Source organism: Nocardiopsis sp. M1B1 (assembly GCF_052466615.1).
This window is the reverse complement of the sequence record NZ_CP196194.1, coordinates 1441129-1456172: the sequence shown is the minus strand read 5'-3', so window position 1 is coordinate 1456172 and position 15044 is coordinate 1441129. Positions and strand designations below refer to the sequence as shown.

The following is a 15044-nucleotide window of genomic DNA, read 5'->3' as shown; positions in this document are numbered from 1 at the left end:
TTTTCGGCACTCCCGAAGGCCACCATCTCACGACCGGAACCGGCCAACCGGCCAGGGTCACCGGGAACCCGGTGGCTACTCGCCTGTGCCGCCTCCGCGCAGGGAGGAGAGGAGCGCGCCCCAGTCGGAGTTGGGGAAGGACAAGTGCCCGAGGGCGCGGTTCTGGGTGTCGCGGACGTGGACTGCCCTGTTCGTGTCGGCCACCTCAACACAGTGACCTCCCTGGTTGCCGCTGTAGCTGGACTTGTGCCAGTTAGAAGGGGTCGATTCCATGGCTGTGTGCCTCCTTGTAGCGGGAGATGAAGTCAACGGACTCGTCCGGAGAGAGGGACATCGAACGCAGCACCCCGAAGCGCAACGTGTATTGTTCCACCTCGTCGGTATCAGCGGTTACACGGCCGCTGCCAGGGATCTCGGCGTAGGCCAGGTGCTCGCCACCGCTCATGTCCAGAACAGCAAAGGAGCCGTCCATCGCCGAGTGCGCCCCCTTGGCGAAGGGCAGGACCTGAAGGCGGATACGAGGCCTTGCTGCCAGCTCAAGCAGATGCCCAAGCTGAGCGATCATCACATCACGGGTTCCCACAGGGCGCCGCAGGACACTCTCATCGAGCACCGACCACATCAATGGCGGCTGTTCCCGCTCCAACATCTGCTGGCGAGCGACACGAGTGTCGAGCAAGCGCTCAACCTCCTCGCCATCAGTAGGCGGCCAACCTGCACTCAGGACGGCCCTCGCGTAGTCCCGAGTCTGGAAGAACCCAGGAACGGCCTGTGTCTGAAAGTCGTGGATGGCCCTGGCCTCTTGTTCCAGCTCCACGTACTCCTTGAACCCTTGCGGGTATCCCTCCTGGCCACCAGGCCAGAGACGCATGAGAGCACCACGCGCACCAAGCACCTCATCCGCCTTCTCCGCGAAGCTCTTGCGCGGCGCACGCTCCGCCCGCTCCATCGCGCCCAGCATCTGGTAGGAGACCAGCGTTGCCTTGGCCAGCTCTCGCTGGGACAGGTCCGCCGCTCCCCGTAGACGCCGAAGCTCATTACCAAACTGCACCAATGCCGCTTTCGCGACTGTCTTCCGACCACTAGGCATGACTACAGCTGACCACAGAAAGACACATCGTGCTGCACTTTTCTACAAATAGCTACTTCTGATGGCGATGCAGGACTTTCGAGCACCTGACGTGTCACTGTGGCCAGGTGAAGCCGGGACACAACCCAGCACTCACACAAGCGGCCCTGGACGGTGCGCAAACACCGAACCAGGGCCTTGGCCCACAACCTGAGACAGACAGGTGAGGACCCATGTCCAACCGTATCGCCCCCAACACCCCCGAACCGCGACGGCGCCTGCCGCTGCGGCGCTGTTCCTTCCGCTTCGTCGGGCGTCCGGAGAGCGTGAAGGAGTCCCGGGACTGGCTGGCGCGCAAGCTGGCCTTCTCAGACGCCCCGGGGCAGACCGCCGAGAACGCTCTGCTCCTGCTCTCGGAGCTGGCCACCAACAACGTCCAGCACGCCCCGACCGACAGCGTGGGACGCGGCGACTTCTACATCCGGGCGTTCCTCTTCCATGGGTGGCTGCGCGTGGAAGTCCTTGACGCCTACCGGCGGACCCCACGCCTCCGCGCCGTCACTCCCGACGCCTACGCCGAGAGCGGGCGCGGCCTGCTGCTGGTGAACGCCGTCGCCTCGCGCTGGGGGCGCTTCCAGTCCCTGCGTGGACCCGGGATGTTCTTCGAACTGCGATGGCACGTGCCTGAGCCGCTGGCCCCGGTGGTTCCCCTCCCCCGGAAGGGCCGGTGAGCACCGTGGAGGGCTACCACGTGAGGCCGAGCGCGGTCGTGCTGATGTTGCGCGAGGAGTTCCCCGACTTCCTCATCTGCGAACTGCGCGGAGGTCAGGGCCGACCCTGCCTCGTGGCAACGAGTACCCGAACCACCTCCAGCGGCCAGCCCGAACTGGTCGTGTGCGGAGGCGCCAAGGAGCTTCGGAAGGCCCTGAGGGTCATGGAAGGCGGTGCGGCATGAGCGCGGTCCTGACCCGGAAGTTTCCGGGGTCCCTCATCCCCCAGGAGTTGAACCGTCTCCGTGCCACCTACCGCAAGCGCGGGTGGACGGTGTGGCACGGCAACTCGACCGGCCAGTACTGGGCGGCGCACACCGGCCGCATGGTGATGCTGAGCGGTGACAGCGCCCGAGAATTGGCGGCGGAGATCGAGAAGGTACAGCCGAGCAGGCCGGTGGCGAAGGTTCCTCCGCCCCGGCGGCACTCGCTGTGGCTGCTGCCTCCCAGGCCGCGCCCGCGCAGTACCTGGTAACTGACCGTGGCCCGGGGGCTGGTGTTCCCGGGCCACACGTGTGTCTGGGGTGGAGTCAGACGGGAAGGTCCTTGAGCTGGTTCACCCGGACTCGCCCGGTGAGCAGGTCATCCATGAGCCCGGACTTCAGCTTGCGCAACTTCTCCAGCTGCGCCTGCTCCGCAGCAATCCGCTCGTCATAGCACGCGACAAGCGACAAAATCTCCTTCTGTCTCCCCATAGGAGGAATGGGAAATAGAACAGATTTCAAAGCAAGTCCATTTACAATATCCCGCCCCGCAGAGTTTACTTCCCTTCGAAGAGAACTACGAACTTCGTCATCTCTAGAGATAAGGAGGTGGAAGTAACCCGGGAAGACTTTCTTCGGATCCAAGGATATCCTCATGAGGTTTGATGAAATAATCCATCCTGCCTCTTGGCTAGAAACAACGACAGATCGACCAACATCAGCAACTCTGGAGAAAACAATATCCCCCACATCGACAGCATACCCAGAAAGCTTGTGAGCTTTCTTGCTACTCACAAATAGCAGGTCATCCTTCAGGAAACACCCGTCACCAAGGGAGCCAATCGTAATTACTGGAACACCGTGGTCAACCCAGTCGCTTTCCTTCAAGGCAGAACCAAAAGGGCCGGTTTTCAGGTAAATCCCACCCTCCGAAGACAGGTTAGCCAACCCTTCCCCAATGACTCCCTCTTGTCGAACCTTATCCAGCTCCCAGCCAACCATGGAAGATCTAGCTACCTTTATCTTACCAACAGTCGATTCGCTCACAGAAATAGCATCACCAATGCCATCTATCACATCGGCAATCATGCACTGTTCAGCCAATGGAAGATGAGGAATTTTGTACCTGAAGAAGAAATCTCCCAGAACTCGCCGCTGACCAGCTGACCCAATCATAAAAGCTTCCGCTGCCCCGCGGAGCTTTCGAGACTGAGTCCAGTACTCCACAAACCGCCCATCAACTGAACCTCTAGGACGAAGGACATGGAATTCCGTACTTCCAAACCCGAAGCCAGATACCAACTCGTCAACACGAGCACCCTTGCCGTTTTCCATGCAAGGAGTGATCTTCGCAAAAAGGACGTCACCATCCTGGAATGCAGTGTACCCTGAAGCTCCCTTGACATCCCTCACATGCAACGAAGCAATCCGACCATCATCCGTCACATCCGACATTCCTAGAAATGAGCACGACCCGCTTGACGGAAGCTTCGTATGGGGATTGACCTCTACCAGGTCAGAGAAAGGAACAAGTTCCAATTCGTCATGCATAGCCCAGCTCCTTCAGGAATCCATCCAGCTTCAGCTCTGCCTCTTCTCTGCGCGTCTCAATCTGTGCGAGCGACGTCTGGTACTTGTCCCACCAGTTCTCCAGCGCGGCCACGGTCTCACGCCGCTGCTGGAGCGTGTACTCCTCCAGTTCGCCCTTCAACCGGCGTTCCGCGAGCTGCATGACATACCGCTTTTCCGCATCCTCATCAAGCGTCTGCCTAGCCATCTGCAAAGCCGCGATCAGATCTCCGCGAAGACCCTTGACCTTCTTCTTGGCGTCGGTGCGTTCCTTCTTCAGCTTCTTGAGCTCGGCTTCGCTCAACGCATTCGCGTCCGGCTCCGCGTCATCACCGGCACTGTCCGCCTCGTCGCCGTCCTCACTTTCGGCTTCAAGTGACTCAGGGGTCGCGGCCTTCACCCGGGCGTCCAGTTCCGAAAACCTCTGCTCAGCATCGGCTAGCTTCTCCAGGTGCTCAGGGATCAGCTCCACTGTCAACGGATGCTCTGCCGGATCCTTCGGCGGCGTGGCCTCTAGGCCGTCCTCAATCGTGGTGATCCACCCATCGAGAACCCCACCGAAACCATTCTCCGAGAGAGTCCGCAGGTCGTACTGCACGGCCTCCCACCAGCGCACGATGACACCTGTGGTCTCGAACCGATCGAGCGAACCCACCGGTTCCAGCGCCTCGACGAAGCTGTTGATCAGCTCCCGACGCACCGACATGAGCCCCTTGGTCTCCGGCAGAGCGACAAGGAGATGCCCGTGGTCCTCCCACCACTTCCTCATCGCCTTGAACAGCTCGTCGCGCCGGGCGTGCACACCGGGATCGTCGGCGACGCGGTCGGCCAGATCAGCCCGCGTCAGCCCTTCGGCGAAATCGCGGTAGGGACCGTGGTCACCATCCGCACCAGGCTCACGCGACACGAGTACCGCGTCGGAACTGAACCCGATCCGCTGGAAGACCTCGGCCCGGTCGGTGATCTCGGCTTCCGGAACACCCCCGTGCAGGTGGGCGTACACGTCGTGCGGTTCCGGCGGCGGGGCGTTGTCCACATACCGGCGGATGTTGAAGTTGTCGTCGTTCTCGCCCAGCTCCTCACGGGTGACCACACGCGAGTAACCGGGGATCTCCGCGAAGTTGGTGTAGGCGTAGAGGATCTTCTCGGTGTGCTCGGGAAGCAGGTGGTTCTGCGCCTTCCCGGCCTTGAACTCCCGGTCGGCGTTGACGAACAGCACCTTGCCCCGACGCTCGGCGGGCTTGCTGTGGGGAGCCCGGAAGACGATCACGCACGCGGGGATACCGGTGCCGTAGAACAGGTTGGGCGCCAGACCGATGACGGCTTCGATGCAGTCGTCCTCCAACAGGGCACTGCGGATGACCCGCTCCTCGCCACCGCGGAACAGCACACCGTGCGGCATCACGGTGGCGCCGCGACCGCTGCCGCTGCGCAGCACCGACACCATGTGCTGGAGGAACATCAGGTCGGCCTTCTTGGCGCCGTCCTTGACCCTCCCCCACTGGTAGCGCTCGGGGAACTCGGCCTCGGCCCCCTGGAAGACCTGGGAGAAGGGCGGGTTGGACAGCACCACGTCGAAGCGGTCCAGCCTGCCCTCGGTGCGGTGTAGGGGAAGCAGGAGAGTGTCCTGGTTGTGCAGCTCGGCGTCGGGGATGCCGTGCAGCAGCAGGTTCATCTTGGAGATCGACCAGGAGCCGCCGTTGAGTTCCTGCCCGGCCAGGCGCAGATTGCGGGGGTCGCGTCCCCGCTCCTCCATGTGCCGCTTGGCCATGATGAGCATTCCGCCCGACCCCGCGCAGGGGTCGTAGACGCTCTCCCTCTCCTGGGGATCGGTGAGACGGGTCATCATCCGCACCACCGCGCGCGGGGTGTAGAACTCGCCGCCGCGCTTGCCCGCCGAGTCGGCGAACCGGCCGATGAGGTACTCGTAAGCCGCCCCGAGAAGGTCGGGGAACTCGAAGTCGGCGTCGCGCAGGCTGTAGCGGTTGAAGTGCTTGATCAGGTCTCGCAGCGAGCGGTCCGACAGGCGGGTCTTGCCGATGGTGGCGTTGAAGTCGATGTGCTGGACCACGCCCTCAAGGTCGTGGTTCTCCTCCTCCAACGCGGACAGGGCCTTGTTGAGCTCACTGCCGACGTTGGTGTGCACCTCGTCGCGCAGGCGCTCCCAGCGCGCCTCGGCGGGGACGAAGAACACGTCGGTGTAGAACATGGAGTCCTCGGCGAGCTCCTCGGCCTCCTCCCGGCCGTGGCCCGCCTCCACCAGCTCCGCCACCACCTGGGCCTGGTGGTCGGCGAACTCGTCGGAGGCACGCTTCAGGAACAGCATCCCGAAGATGTACTCCTTGTACTCGGAGGCGTCCATCCGACCGCGCAGGATATCGGCCGCCGAGAACAGGTGCCGCTCCAGCTGCGGCAGGGTGAGTTTGGAGTGCGTTGCCACCGGGTCCCCTCTTGACGTGTTCCGCCCCCAAGACGTACGGGCACGGAACACCAGACTAGAGGCGCACTGGCGAGGCTCGAACAGGTCCTGCCGAGCCCCTGGTCACAGGCTCATTCCGCCTCGCGGCTCGGCGGTCACACCCTGCGGGACACGGACGCGAGGAGGTCCATCGGCGCCACCGGGACTCCGGTGCGCGCCGAGAGGATCAGGGACTCGCACAGGGCGAGGGTGCGCATCCCGTCCGCGCCGTCGATCTCGGGTTCGCGTACACCCGCGACGGCGCGCGCGAACTCGTGGACGGCGGACGCGACCCCGCTGCGCGACACGTCGTCCCTGGCGAAGAGCGGCCGGACCGGTTCGTGCCTGAGCGCGGGGTCGGACGACCCCCTACCGTTTCCCGCTTCGCCCGTGCGAGCGGTGAGGGCAGTGAGGTCGGCGAGGACCTCGTCCGTCGTGGTGCGCGTACCGTCGCGGCCCCGGTACCAGCCGTCCCAGACCTCCCACGCCCGGCTGAGGACGTGGCCGCCGTCGGCCAGGACGATCCGCCTGGACCCGCCCGGCGGCTCGTGGTCGCAGGAGCGCAGGCTCAGCTGCGCGACCGCGCCGGACGCGCACGTCAGCGTCGCGAACAGTCCCGTGGCCCGTCGCGGATCACGCGAGGGCTCGCTCGACGAGAAGCGGGCAACGCAGTGGACGGACTCGACCTCCCCCAGGAGGAAGCGGACGAGGTTCATCTCGTGCGCGCCCATCTCGTGGGCGAGGTAGGACCCGGCGGTGTCGGGGTCGGCGTACCAGTCCGCGGCGTTGTGCCGGGCGTCGTGGAGCGGCGAGCAGACGATGTCGGTGGTCATGGAGACGACGCCGTCCGACCGGTCCAGCAGGGCGCGCAGGGCGCGGTTGGCGCCCACGCGCCGGTAGTTCTCCGCCACGGACAGCACGCGGCCGCCTCGCTCGGCCGCGCCGACCATCGACGCGGCCTGCTCCACGTCGAGCGCCAGGGGCTTCTCCACCAGGACGTGCTTTCCGGCCCGCGACGCCCGGACGCAGACGTCGTGGTGCGCCGATGTCGGCAGTACGACGTCGACGGAGTCGAGACCCTCGTCGGCCAGCAGGTCCTCGACCCGCCCGGTGACGAAGGGACGCGGGAGACCGGCCCGGGTGAACAGGTCGGCGACCCGGTGCGCTCGCGCGCTGTCCCGGTCGCAGAGGTAGGTGACGCGTAGACACGGTTCCAGGCGGCCGGTCGCGATGAACGCCCTGGCGTGGCGCTCCCCCATGCTGCCGCACCCGATGATCCCGACCGTGTACCCGGTCCTGGCACCGCGCCGGGTCCCCTGCTCCCGTTGCTCCCGTTGGTCCACTGTTCGTCCTCCTTCGCGACGGGCGCTCCGGCCCCCGGCTTTCCACCCAGGGCCCTGCCAGCAAGGGAACCGCATCGGGGCCCTGCCGCTTCCGGCGACCCCTGTGCTCCGGTTCGTCCGCGTTCGCCGATCCGCTCCGGCCGAAAACCTCCGCCCGGACTCCGGACCCCGGACCCCGAACACCGGACCTGTCAGACTGCGGCCGTGTTCCATCAGGTGGAGGCGAGCTGAGGAGCGCGGCCGCCGCCCCGCCACCGGACGGAACACGGGCGGTAGGTGCCTTTCCCGGATCAGGGTCGGACCGAAAGGTTAGGCTGATCGCACCTCGGGTTCATAGACCCCCGCGAAACACCACACGTATGATCGAAAAGAGCCGTTGACGTGCGAGAAGACCGCGTTCCCGGCCCACACGAGGACTGGGAGGGAGTGGCATGGCCAACGTGACCGACGTCGCCCGGTACATCCTCGACCGCCTGGGCGCCATGAGCGCGATGAAGCTCCAGAAGCTGTGCTACTACTCCTACGGCTACCACCTGGCCTGGGAGGAGCGCCCGCTGTTCCCCGAGCGCTTCGAGGCCTGGGCCAACGGCCCGGTCGCCCCCGCCCTGTACGCGCGTCACCGCGGCCTGTTCTCCGTGGCGCCCGAGGACATCGAGGGCGATCCCGAAGCCCTGGACCCCGGTGAGCGGGAGTCCGTCGACCTGGTCCTGGGCTCGCTCCAGAGCTTCAGTGCACACCAGCTGTCCGCGATGACCCACCGCGAGCCGCCCTGGCTGCGCGCACGCCAGCGGGCTGGTGCCGAAGGACTCGAACGGAGCACCGAGCCTCTGGCGGAGAACGACCTCCACGAGTACTTCGACGCGCTCACGGCGGCCGACAGCGCCCAAGGGTAGGGGCGGGAGGAAGAAGGCCCCCGCGCCTGCCCCGCCTCCGGGCAAGAGCCCGCCCAACCCCGACCGGCTTCCCCAGGCCGACAGCTCCCATGAGCGCATGTGCTGGCGGTTCGAGCACGTCGACCACGAGGGACCGTGGGGGTTCTCGGAGGTCGCGGGTGAGGACCTCTGCGACCTACTGAGGAAACTGTGGGACTTCGAACGGATGAGTGTCCGCGAGCTCTTCCACCAGAGCGGCGGTCTCGCGAAGAGCTACGACCTGGAAGGACTGCCGAACAAGCAGGCCAAGGAACGCCTGGAGCACCTGCGGCTGGCGGATCAGACCAGGATCTCCCGGTTGAGGATGAACGGGCCCGGCAGACTGTACGGATTCGTCGACGAGAACGTCTTCCACGTCGTGTTCTGGGACCCCGAACACGCCATCTGGCCGAGCGCGAAGAAGCACACCTGAACGGAGCGAACGCCCTCGGCCCCGGTGCGACCAGCGGCGGCTCCGGGGCCGAGCCCCGGAGCCGGAGGCGGTGTGCCCGGTAGGGCTGGAGGACACCGCTGACAGCGCGGCCATCGACGCCCGCGCCGACGAGGAGACCGTCCCCTTCCGGTTCGAGGACTACGTGTGAGCCGTCAGGCAGTCACGGCCCCGGAACGGCGGATCCGGGTGATCGGGACCGGGAGCACGCACACGGGGACGGGCAGGCGCAGCCGGTGGCCGGTGTCGGCGGGGATGCCCGTGTCGGGGTCCAGGAGCAGCGCGGCCAGCGAGTCGCCGTTCTGGGCGGCCACGACCAGGTGGTCGGGCTCGTCGCGGTGTCCGCGCACGACGGTGAAGTTGCGCGGCCACGGCCCTCCGGCCGGGGTGTCGGCGACGTGCTCCAGGCGGGCGCCGCCGTCGCGGACGGCGAAGGTGGCGATCGTGTCCGCGCCCCGGTTGGACACGTACACGTGGTCGCCGTTGGTGAGGATCTCCGCGGGGAAGTTCGCGCCCGCGGCCTCCTCGCCGGTGGCCTCGACGGAGCCCAGGTGCTCGGCGGTACCGGTGCCCGGGTTCCAGCGCAGGACGTGCACGCGCGAGTCCAGCTCGCCCGCCACGTAGAGGTACTCGCCGCGGACGGCCGTGTGCCGGGGACCGGTGCCCGGCGGCAGGGCGACGGCGCCGACCTCCTCGCCGCCGCGCAGGATGCGCAGCTCGTCGGTGCCCAGGTCGGCCACCAGCAGGTGGCGGTCGTCGGGGGCGGCGGTGCTGTGCGCGTGCGGCCCCTCCTGGCGGTCGGTGACCGGGCCGCTTCCGGAGTGCGCGAACTCCGCCACCGTTCCGTCGAGGGAGCCGTCCTCAGCCAGGGCGTACAGCGTGGCCACTCCGTTGGCGTAGTTGGTCACCGCCAGTTCGGAGCCGCGCGCGAGCACGTGGCAGGGCGACCCGCCGCCGGTCGGGGACTGGCCCAGTTCGCTGAGCCCGGCGCCGCCGTCGATCCGGAAGGCGGTGACGGTGCCCTTCTCCCGCTCGTTGACCGCGTACACCGTGGGCGGGTCCTCGCGGAAGGCGAGGAAGGAGGGGCCCGGGGTGCGGGCGGCGGTGCCGCCGTCGGTCATCTCGCCGGTCATGGGGTCGAACCAGACGCGGTAGATCCCCTCGCCCTCCCCGGGAGGGTCGGAGTCGGGGGTGTAGGTGCCCACCAGCAGGAGCCGCTTGCCGTCCACCGAGCTGTCCGCCGATTCGCCCACCGGGAACCCCGTTCTCATCGCGCATGTACCGAAGGTGGTCTACACCACCAGCGGCATGCTATCGCCCGGCGTGTCTGTTCCGCCTTGGCCCTGGTGCCCTGGTGCCCTGGTACCGGCTCGGATTGTCGAACTCTCCTTCCTTCCGCACCCGAGGCTAGGCTTGTCAGGACCTGAGTTCATGGACCGCGTGCAAGCGCACGGTCCACGACCGTTCGTGGCCGGGCGGTCGGGCGCCCCGAGGAGAAGCGAATGACAGCTGAACCGGTCGACCCGGGCCAGATGGCGGCTGAGTTGGCCGAGGCGTTGGCCGACCGCGGCCTGGTCCTGGTGAGCGCCGCGTATCTGGAAGAGTTGGAGGACACCGCTGACAGCGCGGTGATCAATGCCCGCGCCGATGAAGAGACCGTCCCCTTCCGGGTCGAGGACTACGCGTGAGCCGCTACGCGATCGAGATCAAGGCCTCGGCCCGCAAGGAGCTGCGCAAGCTCGACGGATCGGTGCGTAAACGCATCGTCGAAGCCGTAGCGGACCTTGCTGACGATCCGCGCCCAGACGGCTGCAAGAAGCTCAAGGCCAGGGACGGCTACCGCATCCGTGTCGGCGGCTACCGGGTGGTCTATACCATCGATGACGGTCAGATCACCGTGGTTGTCGTCAAAGTCGATGCCCGAGGTGATGTCTATGACCGATGAGTGTTCGTACCACCGAGCCGTCCTCGGAGCCATCGGGAAGCTCGTGGAACGCGGGCAGACCGTGACGGTCTCCAACCCATGCTTCGACGCCGTGGTGGCATCCCTCAGCGAGCCCGCCCGGCCGATCAGGGAACTGGCTTCAGCGGTACGCGAGCACCGCTCCGTGGTGAGAACGGTTTGACGGCGCCGCCAGAGCTCGGCCCTGGCGGCGCCCCGGCGGGCGCGACCCCTCCTTACTTCCGATCGGCGGCCTTGACGGCCTCGACCGCCTTGAGGATGCGCTTGTCCGAGACCGGGTAGGCCGTGCGCAGCTCCTGCGCGAACAGGCTCACCCGGTACTCCTCCAGCATCCAGCGCAGCTCCGCCACGTCCGGGTCGGCCGCGCGGCCGGGCGGCAGGCTCCCGCGCAGCTTGGCCACGGCCTGGCGCATCTGCTCCACCTTGGACATGTTCACCTGGTCGCGGCGCGGGTTCTCCGGCAGCTTGTTCAGCCGGTACTCCACCCCGCGCAGGTAGCGGTGCAGGTCGTCCAGGCGGGCCAGGCCGGTGCGGGTCACGAACCCCTCGCCCACCAGGTCGCCGAGCTGGCCCTGCACGTCGTTGAGCGAGGGCAGCACGGCCAGGGAGGTGGTCCCCTTGACCTTCTTGGACACCTTGCGCCACAGCACCAGGACCCGCGCCGACCTGTCCAGGATCTCGGCCAGGGTGTCGCCGAGGTCGGCGCGCACCCGGTCGGCGAGCTTGGCGAAGTCCTCGCCGTTCCACACCGGTCCGCCCTCGCGGGCGAGCAGGTGGTCGACGGCGGCCGCCTCGGCGTCGTCGAGCATCCTGCGGATCGAACCGTGCGGGTTGTCGGCCAGGGCCAGCTTGTCGGGGTTGTTGAGCCCCTTGCTCACCACGTTCGCCACGGACGGCACGGTGAGCAGCAGCAGTCGGCGGGTGCCCGCCCACATCGCGGCGCGCTGCTCGGGGCGGGTGTCGAAGATGCGGATCGCGACGCTGTCGCCCTCGTCCACCAGCGCCGGGTAGCCCTTGACCTTGGGCCCCAGGGCCTTGCGCTCCAGGGTCTGCTCCAACGGACCGAAGTCCCAGGAGGTCAGGCCCTTCTTCTCCACGCCCTTGGCCTCGGCAGAGATCGCCTCGCGCAGGCGCGGTTTGAGCTTGGCGCGCAGCTTCTCCAGGTCCTTGGACTCGGCCAGGGTCCGGCCCCGGTCGTCCACGGCCCGGAAGGTGATGCGCAGGTGGTCGGGTACCCGGTCCAGCTGGAAGTCGCCGGGGGCGATCCGCTCCCCCGCCATCCGGGTGAGCTCGGCGGCCAGCGCCGCGGTGAGCGGCCCCTCGTAGGGGACCAGCCCGGCCAGGGCGCGGGCGGCGTTGTCCGGGACGGGGACGAAGTTGCGGCGCAGCGGCTTGGGCAGCGACCGGATGAGCGCGGTCACCAGTTCGTCGCGCAGACCCGGGATCTGCCAGTCGAACCCGGTGTCCTCCACCTGGTTGAGGAACTTCACCGGGACTCGCGCGGTGACGCCGTCGGAGTCGCTGCCCGGCTCGAACTGGTAGCTGAGCGGGAAGGTGAACTCGCCCTGGCGCCACACGTCCGGGTAGTCGTCCTCGCTGATCGCCCCCGCGCCCTCGTTGATGAGCTCGTCGCGGGTGAAGTCCAGCAGCTCGGGCTCGGTGCGGCGGGCCTTCTTCCACCAGGAGTCGAAGTGCGCGGCCGAGACCACCGAGTCCGGCAGGCGGGCGTCGTAGAACTGGAACAGCGTCTCGTCGTCCACGACGATGTCGCGGCGCCGGACGCGGTGTTCGAGGTCCTCCACCTCGTCCAGGAGCTTGCGGTTGTCGTGGAAGAAGTGGTGGCGGGTCTCCCAGTCGCCCTCGACCAGGGCGCGGCGGATGAACAGCTCCCGGGACAGCTCGGGGTCGATCCGCCCGTAGGAGACCTTGCGCTGCACGACGATGGGCACGCCGTAGAGGGTGACGCGCTCGAAGGCCATGACGGCGCCGCGCTTGCGCTCCCAGTGCGGCTCGCTGTAGCTGCGCTTGACGATGTCCCCGGCCAGCTCCTCGGCCCACTCGGGTTCGATCCGGGCCACCATGCGGCCCCAGAGCTTGGAGGTCTCCACCAGCTCGGCGACCATCACGTAGCGGGGCTGCTTCTTGAACAGCGCCGAACCGGGGAAGACGGCGAAGCGGGCGCCCCGTCCCCCCAGGTACTCGTGCTTCTCGGGGTCCTTGAGGCCCACGTGCGACAGGAGTCCGGCCAGCAGGGACATGTGCACGCCGCGGGGGTCGGCGGCCTCCTCGCGCGGGTGCGGCACCTCCACGCCCATGGAGCGCAGGACCTGCCTGAGCTGGCCGTGGATGTCCTGCCACTCGCGTACGCGCAGGTAGTTGAGGTACTCCTCGCGGCACAGCTTGCGGAACTGGTTGCCCGACAGCTCCCGCTGCTTCTCGCGCAGGTGGTTCCACAGGTTGAGGTAGGCCAGGAAGTCCGACTCCTTGTCGGTGAACCTGGCGTGCGCCTGCTGGGCCTGCTGCTGCTTGTCCGTGGGCCGCTCGCGCGGGTCCTGGATGGACAGGGCCGCGGTGATGACCAGGACCTCGCCCAGGACGTCGCGCTCCTCGGCCTCCAGGACCATCCGGCCCAGGCGGGGGTCGATGGGCAGCTGGGCCAGGCGGCGGCCCGTCGGGGTGAGCCTGCGTTTGCCCCCGGACTCGTCGGGGTGCAGGGCGCCCAGCTCGTTGAGGAGGTTGACGCCGTCCTTGATCTGGCGGTGGTCGGGGCCGTCCACGAACGGGAAGGCCGCGACGTCGCCCAGCCCCAGGGCGGCCATCTGGAGGATGACCGAGGCCAGGTTGGTGCGCAGGATCTCGGGGTCGGTGTACTCGGGACGGGAGAGGAAGTCCTCCTCCGAGTACAGCCGGATGCAGATGCCCTCCGAGACGCGGCCGCAGCGGCCCTTGCGCTGGTTGGCGGAGGCCTGGGAGACCGCCTCGATGGGCAGGCGCTGCACCTTGGTGCGGTGGGAGTACCGGGAGATGCGCGCGGTGCCGGGGTCGATGACGTACTTGATGCCGGGGACGGTCAGGGAGGTCTCGGCGACGTTGGTGGCCAGGACGATGCGCCGTCCGCTGTGCGAGGACCACACGCGTCTCTGCTCGTTCGTGGACAGGCGCGCGTAGAGCGGCAGGACCTCGGTGCCCGGGAGCTTCCTCTTCTCCAGGGCCTCGGCGGTGTCGCGGATCTCGCGCTCGCCGCTGAGGAAGACCAGCACGTCGCCGGGGGCCTCGCGGCCGAGCTCGTCCACGGCGTCCAGGATGGCCTGGGTCTGGTCGCGGTCGGTGCCGCCGCCGGGATTCCTCTCCTCGGGGTCGAGGATCTCCTCGGAGATGGGCCGGTAGCGGACCTCGACCGGGTAGGTGCGCCCGGAGACCTCGACGATGGGGGCGTCGTCGAAGTGGCGGGAGAAGCGCTCGGGGTCGATGGTGGCCGAGGTGATGACGACCTTGAGGTCGGGGCGCCGGGGCAGCAGCTGCTTGAGGTAGCCCAGCAGGAAGTCGACGTTGAGGCTGCGCTCGTGGGCCTCGTCGATGATGAGCGTGTCGTACTGGCGCAGCATGCGGTCGTGCTGGATCTCGGCGAGCAGGATGCCGTCGGTCATCAGCTTGACCAGGGTGCTGTCGCTGGAGGAGTCGGTGAAGCGGACCTTGTAGCCGACCGTCTCGCCCAGCGGGGTGCCGATCTCCTCGGCGATGCGCTCGGCGACGGTGCGGGCGGCCAGCCGCCGGGGCTGGGTGTGGCCGATGGTGCCCATGACGCCGCGCCCCAGCTCCAGGCAGATCTTGGGCAGCTGGGTGGTCTTGCCCGAGCCGGTCTCACCGGCGACGATGACGACCTGGTGGTCGCGGATGGCCTCGGCGATGTCGTCGCGCCGGGAGCTGACCGGCAGGGACTCGGGGTAGCTCAGCTCGGGCACGGACTCGCGGCGCAGGTTCACGCGCAGGAGCGCCTCGTCGACGTCCCCGGAGATCTGGGCGGCGACGGAGGCGCGGCGGCGCTCGTCGCCGATCTTGGCCAGGCCGTCGATACGCCGACGGAGCCGGTGGCGGTCCGAGGGCATGAGGTCGCGCAGCCGGGAGCGCAGCGTGTCCGCGGCGGGCGCGGGCGTGGTGGTGCTCATCAGTAGTCAAGGGTAGGAGGGACGGCAACCGGTTTTCGCCGCCGGGTCCGCGCGATGGGCGCGCGGTCGCGGGCGGGCGAAGGGGCGCCGCGGGCACGTACCGGCCAACGCCCGGCGGGTCCGTTCTGTTCCGGGGCGTGC

Annotated in this window: 15 protein-coding genes; 8 read left to right on the top strand and 7 right to left on the bottom strand. The window is 67.7% G+C overall.

What is annotated here, in order from left to right:
- Positions 1–75 precede the first annotated feature (75 nt).
- Positions 76–273: a DUF397 domain-containing protein gene (locus tag ACSTA4_RS06485; protein ID WP_444962771.1), complete on the bottom strand. Its 198-nt coding sequence runs from the start codon at positions 271–273 to the stop codon at positions 76–78.
- Positions 254–1051 (bottom strand): helix-turn-helix domain-containing protein, encoded by a 798-nt coding sequence (locus ACSTA4_RS06480; RefSeq protein ID WP_444962770.1) that lies wholly within the window; start codon positions 1049–1051, stop codon positions 254–256. The genes ACSTA4_RS06485 and ACSTA4_RS06480 overlap by 20 nt, the downstream gene beginning before the upstream one ends.
- A 251-nt stretch (positions 1052–1302) precedes the next feature.
- On the opposite strand from ACSTA4_RS06480, the gene ACSTA4_RS06475 reads away from it, so the two are divergent.
- From ACSTA4_RS06475 to ACSTA4_RS06465, 3 genes are read left to right on the top strand one after another with little or no spacing between them, the layout of a single operon-like run.
- Positions 1303–1800: an ATP-binding protein gene (locus ACSTA4_RS06475; protein ID WP_444962769.1), complete on the top strand. Its 498-nt coding sequence runs from the start codon at positions 1303–1305 to the stop codon at positions 1798–1800.
- Positions 1797–2024 (top strand): hypothetical protein, encoded by a 228-nt coding sequence (locus ACSTA4_RS06470; RefSeq protein WP_444962768.1) that lies wholly within the window; start codon positions 1797–1799, stop codon positions 2022–2024. Before ACSTA4_RS06475 ends, ACSTA4_RS06470 begins: the two co-directional genes overlap by 4 nt.
- Positions 2021–2314: a hypothetical protein gene (locus tag ACSTA4_RS06465; protein ID WP_444962767.1), complete on the top strand. Its 294-nt coding sequence runs from the start codon at positions 2021–2023 to the stop codon at positions 2312–2314. The genes ACSTA4_RS06470 and ACSTA4_RS06465 overlap by 4 nt, the downstream gene beginning before the upstream one ends.
- Before the next feature lie 55 nt (positions 2315–2369).
- On the opposite strand, the gene ACSTA4_RS06460 is transcribed toward ACSTA4_RS06465, so the two are convergent.
- The 3 genes from ACSTA4_RS06460 to ACSTA4_RS06450 all read right to left on the bottom strand — a co-directional run bounded on the left by ACSTA4_RS06460 (position 2370) and on the right by ACSTA4_RS06450 (position 7412).
- Entirely contained in the window at positions 2370–3593 is a 1224-nt protein-coding gene (locus ACSTA4_RS06460; RefSeq protein ID WP_444962766.1) for a restriction endonuclease subunit S, read from the bottom strand.
- Complete coding sequence (locus ACSTA4_RS06455) at positions 3586–6051, bottom strand: N-6 DNA methylase (RefSeq protein ID WP_444962765.1); 2466 nt, start codon at positions 6049–6051, stop codon at positions 3586–3588. Before ACSTA4_RS06455 ends, ACSTA4_RS06460 begins: the two co-directional genes overlap by 8 nt.
- A gap of 134 nt (positions 6052–6185) precedes the next feature.
- Positions 6186–7412 carry a Gfo/Idh/MocA family protein gene (locus tag ACSTA4_RS06450; RefSeq protein WP_444962764.1) on the bottom strand — a complete coding sequence of 409 codons (1227 nt, stop codon included), beginning with the start codon at positions 7410–7412 and terminating at the stop codon, positions 6186–6188.
- Positions 7413–7843: 431 nt separating this feature from the next.
- On the opposite strand from ACSTA4_RS06450, the gene ACSTA4_RS06445 reads away from it, so the two are divergent.
- A complete protein-coding gene (locus tag ACSTA4_RS06445) occupies positions 7844–8305 on the top strand; it encodes a Panacea domain-containing protein (protein WP_444962763.1) in 462 nt (153 codons plus the stop codon).
- Positions 8306–8402: 97 nt separating this feature from the next.
- Positions 8403–8756, top strand: coding sequence for a hypothetical protein (locus tag ACSTA4_RS06440; RefSeq protein WP_444962762.1), 354 nt, complete (start codon positions 8403–8405; stop codon positions 8754–8756).
- A 173-nt stretch (positions 8757–8929) separates the two neighbouring features.
- Here ACSTA4_RS06440 and ACSTA4_RS06435 read toward each other — a convergent pair whose 3' ends face one another.
- Positions 8930–10045, bottom strand: coding sequence for a lactonase family protein (locus ACSTA4_RS06435; RefSeq protein WP_444962761.1), 1116 nt, complete (start codon positions 10043–10045; stop codon positions 8930–8932).
- A 231-nt stretch (positions 10046–10276) separates the two neighbouring features.
- Between ACSTA4_RS06435 and ACSTA4_RS06430 the strand changes: the two genes are divergently transcribed.
- The 3 genes from ACSTA4_RS06430 to ACSTA4_RS06420 are packed head-to-tail and all read left to right on the top strand — an operon-like array spanning position 10277 to position 10900.
- A complete protein-coding gene (locus tag ACSTA4_RS06430; protein ID WP_248773865.1) occupies positions 10277–10462 on the top strand; it encodes a hypothetical protein in 186 nt (61 codons plus the stop codon).
- Positions 10459–10719, top strand: coding sequence for a type II toxin-antitoxin system RelE family toxin (locus ACSTA4_RS06425; RefSeq protein WP_444962760.1), 261 nt, complete (start codon positions 10459–10461; stop codon positions 10717–10719). Before ACSTA4_RS06430 ends, ACSTA4_RS06425 begins: the two co-directional genes overlap by 4 nt.
- Positions 10709–10900, top strand: a complete 192-nt coding sequence (locus tag ACSTA4_RS06420; RefSeq protein ID WP_444962759.1) for a hypothetical protein — start codon at positions 10709–10711, stop codon at positions 10898–10900. Before ACSTA4_RS06425 ends, ACSTA4_RS06420 begins: the two co-directional genes overlap by 11 nt.
- Before the next feature lie 52 nt (positions 10901–10952).
- On the opposite strand, the gene hrpA is transcribed toward ACSTA4_RS06420, so the two are convergent.
- Positions 10953–14903: an ATP-dependent RNA helicase HrpA gene (gene hrpA / locus ACSTA4_RS06415; RefSeq protein WP_444962758.1), complete on the bottom strand. Its 3951-nt coding sequence runs from the start codon at positions 14901–14903 to the stop codon at positions 10953–10955.
- Positions 14904–15044 lie beyond the last annotated feature (141 nt).